Here is a 14,492-nt window from a genome sequence, read left to right on the forward strand (position 1 = left end):
GCCTTGCCACGGCACCGAGCTGCCCCACCCACGTTACGGAGAGCTCTTCCAGCCTGGGTGAAACCGGTGCTCAAGCCCCTCATCATCGGTCCGTTGATGCCTCCGGACCCGGTGACACCCCCCCGGATCATGAACAACAAGGGGGGAAGTCATCCGGACCCGAAGGCCGGAGGCCCCATTGCGGAGCCACGAAAAAGGTAACGGGGGGTCAGGACACCATGGGGGCATCGTCGACCTCGGTCAGCCTGACCGTGTAGAGACCGCTGCGCTCGCTCTTGACGTCCGTCACCTTGAGCTGCGTGCCCGGGGTGAGGATGTACTCCTCCTCCCCCGTGAACGCGGAGAACCTCTTGATCCCGACCGCCTTGGCGGGGGTCACCTCGAAGAGCGTGCGCTTGCCGCGGCTGCCCAGGAAGGACCGGGCCACGTGCAGCTGGGAGGTGCACGAGGAGACGCCCCACCAGGTGACCGTGCGGCCCACCGGGTACTGCGCCCGCAGGTCCAGCGACACACCGCGCCACAGCGGCTGCGTGTGCGCGGGCAGCCCCGAGACCGCCGAGAACAGCAGCCGCAGGTACGGGAGGTAGGGCGTGACCCTGGTGCGGTCCGGGGAGCGCAGGACGGCGTTGATCTCGCGATAGAAGGCGGACTCGCAGGTGTAGAGGTGGAGCGCGGCGATCGCGTCGGCGGACAGGCCGGCGGACGTCTCGTCCACCCGCCGCTTGCCGAAGTCGCGTGAGCGGTCGATGTGTCCGGTGAGCCCGGCCAGCGTCCGGGCGACGGGTGCGACGGCTTCCTGGAAATCCATCAGCGGGGTGTCGAACACGCCGGTGATCGCGGGGAGGACCAGGCCCTCGTCCTTGACGCTGGTGAGCCGCTCCAGGTACAGCTGGTGCAGGTTCATCGTCGACTCGATGAAGGCGCCCATGCGTGCCGCGACTCCCCCGTCCGCGCCGGCTGTCCCCTGATCCCACCCCTTGCTCGGCAGCCAGTCGACCGGGTCGGCGCCCAGCGACGCGAGGGCTTCGTTGACCATGGCGAAGTGGTCGCCCTCGCAGAAGATGTCGCCCTGCGCCGCCGGGTTCGCGTGGTCGATGTGCCGGACCTCGACGTCCGGGTACTTCTCCTGGAGTCGCAGGACGACCCTCTTCAGGTTGCGGGCGTGCGCCCCCCACCAGGCGAAGACGATCCCGCGGTCCTCCTCGTCGGCGTCCTGCTTGGCCTTGAGGATCTCCTCGACGATCCGTTCGGCGACGGGCCGCCAGAACGCTGTGTGCTGGTCGGCACCCATCGCTCCGTCGCCGCTGGCGGTGAGGGAGGCGTTCAGCAGCAGCACGCCCTGCGTGAGCATCGCCTGGAACCACTCCGGCGGCTGGACGGTGTCCCGCTCCTTCAACAACGCGCGCACCTCGGCGATGGGCGTCTTCTTGGCTATGCCGTACTTCCACATCGCCGCCGCCTTGATGAGGCAGCGGATGCTGACGACCCTGCCGAACTGGCTGTCCTTCCAGTCACTGAAGGTGTTGTCGAACATGGCTATGCCGGTCGCGCTCTCCGGCCGTGGGTAGGGGTTCTGGCCGAAGGCGACGACCTTCCACTTGTGCGGCGGGTTGGGCTTGAGCGCCTGGAAGGTCAGCTCACGCACCGGGACGACCTCGGGGCTGCGGCCCTTCCCGATGAACCGGGGGGCGTCCGGCAGTGCCTCGATGACCGGCCTCAGGAGCGGGAGCCAGGGCTCGCCGCCGCCGTCGAAGAGTTCGGTGAGAGCCAGGGGGTCGTTCGCGTCGGTCATGGGAGAGGAGCTCTCGTTCGTCGTGGTCGAGGAAGGGAGGTGGCCGGCGGGGACGGGCTCGACGGGCTTCGGCGGCACGATGCGTACCCGCTCCTCGACGGGGGCGTTCTCGACGCCGTTCAGCTGCGTGATGATCGTGGCGCGCAACTCGTCGTCGTCCTGGAACCAGTGGTCGTGGAAGAGGGTGTAACCGGTCCACATGAGGTTGGCGCACACCCGGGCCGGGACCCGGCCCGTCTGCGCGCCCATCCCGACCAGGGCCACGGAGCGGATGCTGCCGGGCGCCTGCCGGTTCTGCCGGTGGACGGCCTGGAACGCGGCGGCGCAGGCAAGTGCCACGTTCAGGGTGGCGCTCACGTTCTGCGAGGACTGCACCATGGTCGGCGTCGATATCAGGTACCGGGGGACGGCCGCGCCCGACGGGACGCAGACCGCGCTGCCCACCGGGAGGACTCCGGCGAACCGGTCTCGGATCGCGCGCTGTACCCGTACCTGGATGCCGGATCCCAGGTGGCGCTTGATGGCGGCGTCGACGCCGCCGTCCATCCGGCCCCGGGAGTTCGTGGGGGTGACCCAGGCGTCGACGTCCTCGTCGAGGATCGAGCCGCTGCGGATCTCGATGCCGGGGGTGTCCGCGAACGCCGCCCGCCACGCCTGCACCACGTGCTCGTTCACGTCGGTCAGCACCACCCTCAGCGTGGGCTGAACACTGCTCTCGGTCATCGTCCACTCCTGTCGGGAAACGGCCCCTTGCAACACTGCGAACATAGCCGTCACCACTGACAACGGCGCTCGGCCGCAGGGATGGTGAGCGGCCGTCACAGCTGCGCGCACGGCACAGCGGCCGGGCTGCGGCAGTCCGCTCGGGCGGTGCCAGGTGTGTCGCAGCGGGTGTGTCCGGAGTCCGCGGGCAAGCTGGGACGTGTCCGCCGCCGGGCAGGTCGCGGAGGCGGCGCGGGCATCGTGCTGCGGGGTGGCGCGGCCATGCGGGCAGCCGTCCGCGGCCGCGGCCGCATGTCCGCCCGGTTCGCGGGAACCCGGCAGGGCAAGGGGGCGTTCGAGAAGGAGGAACAGGGAACCATGGCATCCGACTCGTCGCCGGTGCCCGTGCCGGCCACCACGGGCACCGTCACCACGGCCGTGCCGGCCCGCCTCGACCGCCTGCCGTGGTCCCGGTGGCACTGGATGATCGTGATCGGCCTCGGCACCGTCTGGATCCTCGACGGCCTCGAGGTCACCATCGTCGGCAACGTCGCCGGCCGCCTCGCCGAGGAAGGCAGCGGCCTCGACATCACCGCCGCCCAGGTCACCGGCATCGCCGCCGCCCTCTACGTGGCAGGTGCCTGCTCCGGGGCGCTCTTCTTCGGCTGGCCGACGGACCGCTACGGCCGCAAGAGGGTCTTCATGGTGACCCTGGTCGTCTACCTGGGCGCGACCGCGATGACCGCGCTGTCCTTCGAGTCCTGGTGGTTCTTCCGCGTCGTCCGGCACCGCACCTCGCCGCATTGACGGGGCACCGAGTACGTCCAGTACGTGGGCGCGCCGCCAACGCGCCGATGCACGGCACCGGACGGCGCGGCCTTGACCGGCAAGATCCGAAAGAGACGACCTACCGGCCGGCGGTCGGGTCGGGCAGCGGCCTGCCCTCGCACGAGGCATCCTCGGCCGGCATCCGGCCGTCGACGAGGAAGCCCTCGACGTACGCGTCCACGCAGGGGTTGTGCGACTGGTAGACGCCGTGGTCGCCGCCGCCGACGGTGATCAGCCGGGATCCGGCCGTCCCCCGGTGGGCCCGCAGCGCGCCCTCGTAGTAAGTGGCCGGGTCGTGGAGCGAGTTGAGCATCATGATCGGCGGCAGCCCCCGCCCGGTGACCTGCACCCGGGGCGCCTGGGAGCGCGGCCAGGCGGCGCAGACCGAGGCGAAGGTCAGCTCACGGGCCCCGGCCATCGGGTACGCGGCGCCGTCGGCCGCGCTCCGGCGGACCCAGTAGGCGCTGTCGTGGTTCCACGGGGTGTCCTGGCAGATGACGGAGAAGAAGTCCGCCGCGAACTGCGCCCCCAGAGGGTGCTTCAGCTTCTCGGCCAGGGCCTTGCGGGCGGCCGACGGAGCCGCCTCCGGGTGCTCCAGGACACCGAGCAGCATCGCCAGGTCGGGGAAGCGGTCGCCGCTGTAGATGATGGAGGTGGCGGCGGCGTCGAGGTGGTTGGGGGTGACCGTCGTCCCCTCCAAGTCCAGCGGGTGCTCGCCCAGCGCGCGCCGCAGCCGCTCGTACGAGGCCTTGGCCTCCTCGGCGGTCCGGCCCCGGTGGTACGTCGCGTCGTTCGCGGCGAGCCAGGGCAGGAAGTCCTCTTCGAACCGGCGCTGGAAGCTCATCGGCTGGCCCGTCAGGAACTCCTGCCAACTGCCCGTGAAGCCGATGTTGCTGTCGAGCACCACCCGGTCGACCCGGCGCGGGAACTCGGTTGCGTAGTAGGCGCCGAGGAAGGTGGCGTACGAGGGGCCGTAGTAGGACACCTTCGACTCGCCGAGCAGCGCCCGGAACAGGTCCATGTCGTGCACGGCCTGGTCGGTGGTGATGTACGGGAGCAGGTCGCCCGACCGCCGCTCACAGTCCCGTACGAAGTCCCGCGCCCGGTCCACGGTGGCGTCCACGGCCCGGGGAGAGCGGTCGCGCAGGTCGCCGCTGGTGAACAGGGCGTCCACCGCGTCCTGGTCGGAGCAGACCACCTGCGTGCTGGCCCCGACCCCGCGCTGGTCGAAGCCGACGACGTCGTACGCGGCCGCCAGCTTGGGCGAGTACGCCGCCAGCCCCGCCGGCCGGCCCAGCCCCGAGGCGCCCGGCCCGCCGGCCGCCATCATCAGCACGCCCCGCCGCGCGGCGGGGTCCGCGGCCCGGTGCCGGGACACCGCGACGGTCAGGTCCGCCCCCGTGCCCGGGCGGTACCAGTCGCGCGGCACCGTCATGGAGGCGCACTCCAGCGCACCGGACTGGCACGGCTGCCAGTCGAGGCGCTGCTGCGCGAACCGCGCGGGCACGGCCGGCGCGCCGCCCTTCGCCCCGGCGGCGCTCGCCGGCGACGCGGGCAGGGCGGCGAGGGCGAGCAGCCCGCACGCGGCGGCCGTGGCCCACCGCGCGGGCTTCTTGAAGAGGTGCATGTGGGTGGTTCCCCCTGGTCGGAGCGATTCGGTACACCCCAATCCTCAGAGAACCCGGCCCACCAGGCGATCCCCCCAATGCCCGTATCCGGGGTGGTGCCAGCACCACCCCGGCCTGGCTAGTGCTGTGACCGGCAAGGTTCACCGGGTTGCGACGCCCGGCACGGCACCTCATCCCCCAGACTCCGTCCGGGGGGACCCCCAGGTTGTCGGACCGCGCAAGTACGTCCAGTACGAGCCGCGGCCCTCCGCCTTGCGATGCTTCCCCTAGGCCCTGCGGGCCTGGGGAGACCCCATGCACCTGACGCCGCAACCCGGCAAACCTTTCCGGCCACAGCACTAGGCCGCCTCGACCCCGTCGAGGCCGGACGCGGCCTCGGAAGTCGGAACTCCCGGGCTGCCCTGCCTGGCCGTGTGCCAGGCCCCTCTAACCAGTCCCCATGCGCTGAGATACGCGCGGTGAGCAGGACGGGTGCACGCGAAAGCTGTCCCGGCCCGTCCGCCGAGGTCAGTAGCCCGTACTGCCAGTCCCACGGGCAACCCGGCCGTGCGATGCGGCTGGCTTGATGGCGATCTGGTTCGGTTCGAACCCCTGATGATCCATCAATTTCTGCCAGTGCTCGCTGCTACACCAATCTGAGGTGACGGCCGCAATCGCGGCTCGCCGACAGGAGGAGACGCCATGCCGAAGGTGCCGGACGGGTTTCACCGAGTACGCGCACACATTCGCCGCAATCCGACGCAGCGGAGCGCGCAGCGGATGAGCGGCTGGATGATCGCCGGTCTTGCGGCCGGCGTCTGGTTATGGGGGCAGGTGTTCGGGTTCGGCGAGGCGGCCACCACAGTGCCGCCCCCGCGCAACCGCAGCCGACCGCCTCCACCCCGGTCGCCCGCTGATGGGACGCAAGCGGTCATGCCTTCGACGCCCACGCGGCGCGCCCGAGGTCCTTTCGGCCGCGGTCGTGGCGCTGGCCGTCCTGGTCCTGGCCGTACGGATGGCTGCCGCAGCCGTCAAAGCGCTCCAGGACGCGTGGCCGTTGTGCTGGCTCTCGTCTTGCTGGCGGGTGCCAGCGGGGTATGGCGGGGCGCGCGAACCGTGCGCGGTCGGCGGCGTGAGGCCGAGCGGCTGGCCACGCTGCGGATCACCCTGGCCGAGGTCGACGCCATGGACGACCGGGAGTTCGAGTACGCCTTACGGGACTTGCCGGTCCGCGATGGCTGGCCACGCCGCGTGGGCGGTGGTGGCGATCAGGCGGCCGACGTCAATCGCCGTCCGGACCGCCGGCCGCCTCGCGGCCCGCGGCCGGGTCCTCGTGCTCGTCCCGACACTGGACCTGCTGTCCCAGACGGCCAGATCCTGGCACGCCGCGGGACGCCGAGGCCGGACGGTCGCGGTCTGCTCGGCACGCCAGGCCATCGACCACCCGTCGGCCGGCGACCTCCCCAGGACCACCTCCCCGGCCGAACTCACCGCCCTCACCCCCGCCGCCGACGGACCGGTCCCTGGACGCCCTGGGCATGCGCTGGCAGTCCTGATCGTCGGCCGGACCCGGTATACCTGGCAAGGTTCCATGGCCAGGCCACAGGAGTACGACCGGGAGTTCTGTCACGGGCAGAGGAGAGGCCTCGGGCATACGCCTGCTGACTGTGGCTTCGCTCACCTGCTGTGGATGGGCTATCTGTTGCTGTGCTGAGATTCGCCCCGAAGGGCTCGGAGCCGGCACCACCGGGCGACGGGACACGCCCGGCGCCGGACCGGACAGCCGAGCTTGTCCGCCGCGGCGGCGCCGCACTACGGTGCCGCTGTGGACCTCTTCACCCGTTCCTGGACGGCGTTGCGCACGGCGGTCGCCGAGATCCCGGACCCGGACTTCGCACGGCCGTCGGGCTGCGCCGGCTGGCTCGTACGGGACCTCGTGTGCCACCTGGTCATCGATGCCCAGGACGTACTGATCACCCTCGCCACCCCCGCCGCGACGGAGCCGACCGTCGACGCGGTGACCTACTGGCACGTCGAGGACCGGCCGCCGACCGGCGAGGACCCGCTCGACGCCCTCACCGTCCGGCTGGCCGCCGCGTACGGGGACCCGCACCTGCTCCGGTTCCACCTCGACGACGTCGGCTCCGCCGCCGGCCGCGCCGCCGAACTCGCCGACCCGAGGGCCCGGGTGGGCACCCGCGACGAGGTCCTCACCGTGGGCGACTACCTCGGCGCGTACGTCCTGGAGTGGACGCTGCACCACCTCGACCTGATCGCCCACCTCCCCGACGCGCGGACCCGGCCGCCCGAGGAGAGCCTGGCCCGCTCCCGCGCCATGCTGGAGCGGATCGCCGGGGCGGCGTTCCCCACGTCGTTCACCGACCGGGACGCGCTCCTGGTCGGCACCGGCCGCAGCGCGCCCACCCACGCGCAGCGGGCCGAGCTGCGCGACGCGGCGGTGAGGTTCCCGCTCGTCCTGGGCTGACCTGACCCACCCCCGCCGCAAAGAGGAGCCGCTCCGGGCCCGGTCAGGGGATACTGAGCGCCCTGCAGGCGGTCGAGGCGCTCGTTCCGCCGAACGGATGCAGTCGTCGAGCAGCAGGGCATCCTCAGGGATCACAGCGGCCCCATCCCGCGTTGAACCTTCAAACGGTGCGCTCCGCGGCAGCGCAGCGCACCGCCGACCCATGGGATGAGGAGATCCGATGCATGCCGCCGAGGAGAACCGGCACGAGCTGGACTCGGTCAGCGTCCTGAACGCGAAGAGGACGCTGCTCCAGCTGCTCGGCCGGGCGGGGGTCTCCGCCGACGATGCGGAGGGCCTGATCGCCCTGGTCGAGGCGGGCGCCTTGGCCGGCGCGTGCGAGGAGGTCGGCGCGCTCGGGGGGTCCGTACCGGGGGACAAGGGCGAGCCGTACGAGTCGGGCTGGCTGGACGGTGCCCGTGCCGTCACCGACGAGCTCGGCGGGATCGCCGAACGGGCACTGCGGCAGACCGTCGACCCCGACGGACCGAGCGCCGCCCCGGCCGCCCGGCCGCCGGTCGGGCGCATGGAGGTGGAGCAGGCGAAGGCGGCCGTCACCCCCCTCTACCTCACCTTCACCGCCGTCTCCGACCTCGACCCCGAGGTCACCGAGGAGGTACTGCGTGCCGTCCTCGCCACGATGACCCCCCGGCAGAGGGCCGGGTACGCCGGCCGGCTGGCGGAATTCGTCGCAGCGCACCGGGCCCGTCTGGAGCGGTTGTACGTGGAGTACGGGCCCGGCAGTCCCACCGCCATCCACGGCCGCTACTCCCTTCTGCACTCCGCCACCAGCGTCGCCGTGCTGGAGCGGCTCGCCACGCCGGCGGCCGCCGCACTGCGGGAGGAGTGGGACGCCGCCGAGCTGCCACCCGCCTGGCTGGACGGTCCGACGAGGGCCTGGGACGCGGTGGGCTGACCCCGCGGCGCCATCCTCGGCGCCTTGTGACGGTCAGGTGGGGGAGACGGCCCCACCGGACCGGAGCAGCCTCCGGTCCGGTGCACGGCCGGGCCGCCGCGGCAGGTAGTGGGATCACCCGCCGCAGCCGGGCGAGGGATCGGGAGAAACCGGATGAGGGCGGCGTACGGTCCGCCGGGCCGGTGAGGTCTACCCGGCCGCGCGGAGTCGGGCGGCGGCCGTCTCCGCCTCCCGTACGACGCGGTTCGTGTCGATGCCGACGAGCCGGCCGTCGAACTTCAGCGGCCGTCCGTCCACGAACACGGCCTCGACGTTCTCGGGCCGCCCGTTGAAGACGGTCTGGCCGACCCAGTCGAAGCGCGGCGCGAAGTTCAGGGCGGCCGGGTCGACGACCACGACGTCGGCCCGCTTTCCGGGGGTCAGGGAGCCCGTCCGGTCGCTGATCCCGAGGGCCTCGGCGCCGCCCAGCGTGGCCATCCGCAGGACGTCGTGCACCTGCGGGAAGATTCCGGCCTCCGTCGCGCGGGCGCGCTGCAGGCCGATGGCCGTCTTCATCAGCGCGTGAAAGTCCGAGCTGTCGTTGGTCCCGCCGTCCAGGCCGAGGCCGACCTTGACGCCCCGCCGCCCGAACTCGGACAGCCGCATGATGCCGGAGGCCAGCCGCATGTTGCTGAGCGGGCAGTGAGCCGCACGCACGTCGTGCGCGGCGACGGCGGCGATCTCGTCGTCGGTCAGGTGGATCGCGTGGTTGATCAGGAGCCGCGGACCGAGGGCGCCGATGTCGGCGAGGACCCCGATGGGGTCGTCGGCACGCTGCTCGGGGCGTTCCAGGACATGGGAGTTGAGCATGACTCCGAGGTCCTGGGCGGCTTCCCAGTGCGCGTGGTTGAGGTGTTGGACGGCTCGCGCCGCGTGCGTGGCGACCTGGAAGCCGCCGAGCGGAACGGGGTCGACGAGTTCCTTCTTCACCTTCGTGACCAGCGTCGGGTCGGCTTCGGAGGGGAACATCGCGTAGGTGAACCGCACTCCGGTTCCGGCCAGGGCCCGTACGTAACTCTCGATGAGGTCGTACGAGAAGATGTCCACCCAGTCCACGAGGGTGGTCACCCCCGACTGGACGGCGTCGAGGGCGGCGAGGCGTACGAAGCTGTGCAGGGCCTCGGGGGTGAGCCGGCCCCGCTGGGGGTCGGTACATCGTGTGAACCAGCCGAACAGGTCCCCGTCGGTACAGCCCCCGCGGATCACCGCCTGCCAGAGGTGGGTGTGGGTGTCGACGAACCCCGGCATGACCAGCTTGCCCGAAGCGTCCACGATCCAGGTGCCGGGCGGGGGCCGCAGGCCCGTGCCGACGGAGGCGATGGTGCCGTTCCGCATCAGGACGTCGGCGTTCTCAAGGGCGCCGAGGGCGCTGCTGCCGAGGGCCGGGTCCATGGTGAGTATGAGGGAGGCGCCGCGCAGCAGGACCGTCGGGCCGACCGGGACGGGTGGGCGTTCGGGGCGGGTGGTGATGCCGAGGACGAGCGGGGTGGCAGCGGCCAGGCCGAGGCCGGTGAGGATGTCGCGGCGGCTGGGAGCCGGCGACGGCGTGGGGGACGAGCGCATGGCGTGGTACCTCCCGAGGGCTCAGAACGGAAGGCCCGCCCGGGCGACGCCGTGTGGGGGCGTCGGGCAGGGCGGGAGATTACACGCAGCATTCCCAGCGAACGGCCATTCGATAGACGTTTTCGGAAAACATTTTCCGTTCCGGCCATCTGTCGGCGCTCGATCCAGCGGCAGCTGGGCATGACCTGCCGCAAGGTCCACCGTTTCGCCGACGCCGCACGGCCGGAAGACCTCTTCACCGGCCAGTGGCGGAACCGGCCCTCCGCCCTGTACCGCATGCCTGCCCGCCGGCTCCCGCGGCATCCCCGGGGGCGGCACCTGTGGCGGGGAGATGCCGACGAGTCCGGAACCCGCCCCGGAACCGGACACGCAATCCGACGCTCAGCGCCCAGCCCTGTGTCGGCGCACACGTCTGCACGGGCAACCCGGTGCAGCGATACGTCCCCACACGGAGAGTGGCCGTGCGCGAGCCGGATGGCCGGATGGCCGGAGCCGCTGTGTCGCCCGGAGGGCGGGAGGCGGGAGGCGGCGCCGGGTTGACTTGGAGTGTGCTCCAACACCTAACGTCCTGATCATGATTCCGAGTTCAGGAGGCAGCAGCATGACCGACGTTCCCACCCGGCACCTGGGCAGTCTGGCGGTTTCCGCGCAAGGCCTGGGATGCATGGGCATGAGCCACGGCTACGGCGCCACGGACGACGCGCAGTCCATCGCCACCGTGCACCATGCTCTCGATCTGGGGGTGACCCTTCTGGACACCGCCGACTTCTACGGCGCCGGGCACAACGAGGAACTGATCGGACGGGCCGTGGCCGGGCGCCGCGACGAGGTGGTGCTGGCCACGAAGTTCGGCTTCGCCAACCGCCTGGGTGAGCCCACCCGTGTCCGCGGCGACGCCGCGTACGTGCGGCAGGCGTGCGAGGCGTCGCTGCGTAGGCTCGGGGTCGATCACATCGACCTCTACTACCAGCACCGGGTCGATCCGCAGGTGCCGATCGAGGAGACCGTCGGCGCGATGGCCGAACTCGTGCAGGCCGGAAAGGTCCGCCACCTCGGGTTGTCCGAGGCCGGCGAGCACACCCTCCGACGGGCGCACGCGGTGCACCCGATCGCCGCGCTGCAGAGTGAGTGGTCGCTGTGGACCCGCGACCTCGAAGCGGAGATCAGCCCGGTCTGCCGCGAACTCGGCATCGGGCTCGTCCCGTTCTCCCCACTCGGGCGCGGCTTCCTGACCGGCCGGTACAGCTCGGTCGAAGGTCTGGCCGAGAACGACGTGCGGCGCAGCCAGCCGCGTTTCGCCGACGGCAACCTCGAGCGGAACCTGTTGATCGTCGAGAAGCTGAACGAGCTCGCTGAGGCGAAGGGAGTCACCGCCGGCCAGCTCGCCCTGGCCTGGGTGCAGCACCGGGGCGACGACGTGGTGCCGATCCCCGGCACCCGGCGACAGCGCTACCTGGAGGAGAACCTCGCGGCCCTGGCCGTCGAGCTGTCCGCCGAAGACCTCGCCGCCATCGAGGCCGCCGCCCCACCCGAGCAGGTCGCGGGCACCCGCTACGACGCGACCAGCCTCACCTTCGTCGACAACTGAGTCCGACCGGCGGGACCGACGCCGGATCCGCCGACTGGCTCACCGCCGCCGCGGCCGGACAGATCCGACCCGAAGCCGGGCACGCCACGGGCCCCGGGGACCAGCCACGGTCCCCGGGACCGGCTGCTGTGCGGACCCTGCCTCACTGGTTCCGCTGTTTGCCGTCGCCCCCGAACGCCGTCCCCTCCGGAGGTTCTGAGGGGACATCAAGGGCTGCTGTGCTCTCGCGGCACCGGAACGGAGCCACGGGGTGGCCTCCGGATGCCGTACGGGTCGGCCCGCCGCACTGTGGACGTATGGCGGACCAGACGGAGATCGTGATCCACCCCGTGTCGCCGCAGGGCGGGCGCAAGGTCACTGCGCACGCGCTCGGCGTGGACGCGGACCTCGGCCGGGCGTTCACGCCCGCGGACGTGTCGGAGTTCCTGCGGCGGGCCGGGCTGGAGGATGTGGATCTGTCCGAGGACGGGCCGATCCGGTGGGAGGGGGGCGGCCCCGAGGTGTGGACCAGCGACATCTGACGCCACCGTGCCCAGGCAGCAGGTGCTACCGGAGAGCGCTCCAGTGCTGACGGGAGCCCGCCGGGCCGACGCCCTCGTGGTCCTGCGGTCTCGACCCTCGGATCACTCGTACGGGCCTGCGATAGGCTGGCCGTCATGACCAGACTCGGAGCTGACACCTGGCCACCTGCCCCGATCAGGACCGAACGCCTCGTACTGCGCCAGTCCGAGGCCCGGGACCGTGCGGCGTTCGTCGAGCTGTTCGCATCGCCGGAGGTGGGCACCTACGTCGGCGGCCCTCGACCGCGTGCCGAGCTGGAACGCGCGGTACCCGAGGTGCCCGGGCGGCGCCCTGGCTTCTTCGTGATCGATGCCGGCGGAGCGATGATCGGCATGATCACGCTCGATCGGCGCGACGCAGAGCGCCCGGGTCACGTCCGCCCAGAGGCCGGAGAGGCCGAACTCGGCTACATGTTCCTCCCGGAGGCGTGGGGACACGGGTACGCCGCCGAGGCGTGCGCGGCGGCACTCGACTGGTTCGCCGCCGCGCTTCCGGGCGAGCCGGTGGTCCTCTGCACCCAGACCGCGAACGACCGCGCGATGCGCCTCGCGGCGAAGCTGGGATTCACCGAGGTGGAGAGGTTCGAGGAGTACGGCGCCGAGCAGTGGTTCGGCGTGCACTCCCCGCTCACGCCGGCCGGCCCTACCGGCCGGTCCGGTGGGCTCGACGGGTAGGCCGGACGATCTTAAGTCGCACCGCACGCGTGCGGGGCGCCCCGGAACCGGGGGCGCGCCGCACGCGTCCGAGCGGCGACCGTCGTCCACCGAGGAGCCCCGATCCCCCGCAGGATCGCGTCCCGGCCGGATCAGGCGACGGCGGTGCCCTCGAGCTCGACCAGCTGGCCGGGGATCGCCAGTCGGGTCACCCCGAGCATCGTGGTGGTCGGCGCGACCCTGGCGGCGCCCAACCGCGCCGCCAGCCCGCCGTAGTGCCGGAAGAGCAGATCGACGTCGGTCGTGTAGACGTTGAGCCGCACGAGGTTCGCGAGAGCCATGCCGGCCTCACCGAGCACGGCCTCCAGGTTGTCGATGCTCAGCTTCAACTGCGCCGCCATGTCACCGTCATGCCGGGGCTTGCCGTCTCCGCTCATCGCGGTCTGCCCCGAGATGTACAGGGTCCGGGTGTGCCCGGAGACGACCTCACCCTGGTTGAACCCCATCTCCACCGACCACGTCGCCGGGTTGACCGCCGTTCGTTCCATCGCCACGTCAGCTCCATTCGATTCATCGGGAGTACGTACGTCCACCGGCTCGGCACCCGCCGGCCTCGACGTCGTGTGGACGAGCCTCCCAACAAATCACGACACCCTTGGTCAGGTATTTCGTTAGGGTTCCCGCATGCGCGCCGACCGGCTGGTCTCACTGGTGCTGCTGCTGCGCCGGCGCGGTCGGTTGACCGCGGACACGCTGGCCCGTGAGCTGCAGGTATCCACCCGTACCGTGCTGCGCGACATCGAGGCACTGTCGGCGGCCGGCGTTCCCGTCTACGCCGAACGCGGCCGGCACGGCGGTTTCGAGTTGTTGCCCGGTTTCCGGACCGAGCTCACCGGACTGAACCACGACGAGGCCCTGGCCCTGCTGGCCGCCGGATCGGGGCGCGGCGAGCAGGTGTTCGGCCTCGGCCCGGCGCTCGCCTCGGCGATGCGCAAGGTGGTCGACGCGCTGCCCGAGAGGCACCGGTCCACCGCGAGCGACGCGGCCCAGCGTTTTCTCGTCGAGCCGGAGACCGACCTGCTCTCACGCCGGCCGGTCACCGACGAGGTACCCGGCACCACGATGATCCAGGTCCGGCGCGCGGTGCTCGCCGGACACAAGCTGCGCATCCACTACGCGGCCGCCGGCCGGCCACCGCAGTGGCGCACGGTGGACCCGATCGGCCTGGTGACCGTACGCGACCGGGTCTACCTGCTGGCCACGCGATCCGGTGCGGACCGTACCTACCGGCTGTCACGGGTGCTGGCCGCCGAGGAACTCCCCGAAGCGGCACAGCGCCCGAACCGGGTCGATCTGGACCGGATCTGGCGGGAACGCTCCGCGCGGTTCCTCAGCGACGGCCACCTCACCGTGCTGGTACGGGTCGACCCGGCGCGGCGGGAGGACCTGCTGGACACCGCGGTCGCCGTCCGCGCCGAAGAACCCGACCCGGACGGCCGGCTGCGGCTGGAGCTGACCTTCCAGGATTCACGACATGCCGAATGGGCACTGTGGCAGCTCGGGACGGACGCGGAAGCCCTGACCCCGCCGTCGCTGCGCACCGCCCTGCGCGACCGTGCCGCCGCGCTGGCCGCCCGCTACGCGGACCCGTCCTGAGCCCTGCCGCGAGGCGCGCAGCCGAGCCGCGGAGCACGCCGGAGCGGCGCTGGGATCCGCCCC

The 14,492-nt window shown here is 71.9% G+C and carries 11 protein-coding genes and 1 pseudogene; 8 read left to right on the forward strand and 4 right to left on the reverse strand.

Annotation, left to right across the window (positions count from 1 at the left end):
- Nucleotides 1–208: 208 nt before the first annotated feature.
- The gene (locus tag ACZ4YL_RS34205; RefSeq protein ID WP_468121699.1) at nucleotides 209–2,515 is read right to left on the reverse strand and encodes an ADP-ribosyltransferase domain-containing protein; all 2,307 of its coding nucleotides are present in this window, start codon (nucleotides 2,513–2,515) and stop codon (nucleotides 209–211) included.
- Between the two features lie 357 nt (nucleotides 2,516–2,872).
- Here ACZ4YL_RS34205 and ACZ4YL_RS34210 point away from each other — a divergent pair.
- A pseudogene (locus tag ACZ4YL_RS34210) lies at nucleotides 2,873–3,268 on the forward strand (MFS transporter); the annotation flags it as partial.
- A 133-nt stretch (nucleotides 3,269–3,401) separates the two neighbouring features.
- Here ACZ4YL_RS34210 and ACZ4YL_RS34215 read toward each other — a convergent pair.
- Nucleotides 3,402–4,949, reverse strand: coding sequence for an alpha/beta hydrolase (locus ACZ4YL_RS34215; RefSeq protein ID WP_468121701.1), 1,548 nt, complete (start codon nucleotides 4,947–4,949; stop codon nucleotides 3,402–3,404).
- Nucleotides 4,950–6,163: 1,214 nt separating this feature from the next.
- On the opposite strand from ACZ4YL_RS34215, the gene ACZ4YL_RS34220 reads away from it, so the two are divergent.
- The 3 genes from ACZ4YL_RS34220 (at nucleotide 6,164) to ACZ4YL_RS34230 (ending at nucleotide 8,369) form a co-directional block, all read left to right on the forward strand.
- Nucleotides 6,164–6,643, forward strand: a complete 480-nt coding sequence (locus tag ACZ4YL_RS34220) for a hypothetical protein (protein ID WP_468121702.1) — start codon at nucleotides 6,164–6,166, stop codon at nucleotides 6,641–6,643.
- Between the two features lie 111 nt (nucleotides 6,644–6,754).
- A complete protein-coding gene (locus ACZ4YL_RS34225) occupies nucleotides 6,755–7,414 on the forward strand; it encodes a maleylpyruvate isomerase N-terminal domain-containing protein (RefSeq protein ID WP_468121704.1) in 660 nt (219 codons plus the stop codon).
- A gap of 220 nt (nucleotides 7,415–7,634) precedes the next feature.
- Nucleotides 7,635–8,369 (forward strand): hypothetical protein, encoded by a 735-nt coding sequence (locus ACZ4YL_RS34230; RefSeq protein WP_468121705.1) that lies wholly within the window; start codon nucleotides 7,635–7,637, stop codon nucleotides 8,367–8,369.
- A 189-nt stretch (nucleotides 8,370–8,558) separates the two neighbouring features.
- On the opposite strand, the gene ACZ4YL_RS34235 is transcribed toward ACZ4YL_RS34230, so the two are convergent.
- Nucleotides 8,559–9,971, reverse strand: a complete 1,413-nt coding sequence (locus ACZ4YL_RS34235) for an amidohydrolase family protein (RefSeq protein ID WP_468121707.1) — start codon at nucleotides 9,969–9,971, stop codon at nucleotides 8,559–8,561.
- A 601-nt stretch (nucleotides 9,972–10,572) separates the two neighbouring features.
- Between ACZ4YL_RS34235 and ACZ4YL_RS34240 the strand changes: the two genes are divergently transcribed.
- The 3 genes from ACZ4YL_RS34240 (at nucleotide 10,573) to ACZ4YL_RS34250 (ending at nucleotide 12,794) form a co-directional block, all read left to right on the forward strand.
- Nucleotides 10,573–11,559: an aldo/keto reductase gene (locus tag ACZ4YL_RS34240; protein WP_468121709.1), complete on the forward strand. Its 987-nt coding sequence runs from the start codon at nucleotides 10,573–10,575 to the stop codon at nucleotides 11,557–11,559.
- 296 nt (nucleotides 11,560–11,855) lie between these two features.
- A complete protein-coding gene (locus ACZ4YL_RS34245; protein ID WP_351160224.1) occupies nucleotides 11,856–12,080 on the forward strand; it encodes a hypothetical protein in 225 nt (74 codons plus the stop codon).
- 135 nt (nucleotides 12,081–12,215) lie between these two features.
- The gene (locus tag ACZ4YL_RS34250) at nucleotides 12,216–12,794 is read left to right on the forward strand and encodes a GNAT family N-acetyltransferase (RefSeq protein WP_468121711.1); all 579 of its coding nucleotides are present in this window, start codon (nucleotides 12,216–12,218) and stop codon (nucleotides 12,792–12,794) included.
- Nucleotides 12,795–12,925: 131 nt separating this feature from the next.
- On the opposite strand, the gene ACZ4YL_RS34255 is transcribed toward ACZ4YL_RS34250, so the two are convergent.
- Nucleotides 12,926–13,321 carry a RidA family protein gene (locus tag ACZ4YL_RS34255; RefSeq protein ID WP_468121744.1) on the reverse strand — a complete coding sequence of 132 codons (396 nt, stop codon included), beginning with the start codon at nucleotides 13,319–13,321 and terminating at the stop codon, nucleotides 12,926–12,928.
- A 136-nt stretch (nucleotides 13,322–13,457) separates the two neighbouring features.
- Here ACZ4YL_RS34255 and ACZ4YL_RS34260 point away from each other — a divergent pair, with 136 nt between their 5' ends.
- A complete protein-coding gene (locus tag ACZ4YL_RS34260) occupies nucleotides 13,458–14,429 on the forward strand; it encodes a helix-turn-helix transcriptional regulator (RefSeq protein WP_468121713.1) in 972 nt (323 codons plus the stop codon).
- The last annotated feature ends 63 nt before the right edge of the window (nucleotides 14,430–14,492 follow it).

The organism is Streptomyces sp. NPDC030021, assembly GCF_055574035.1.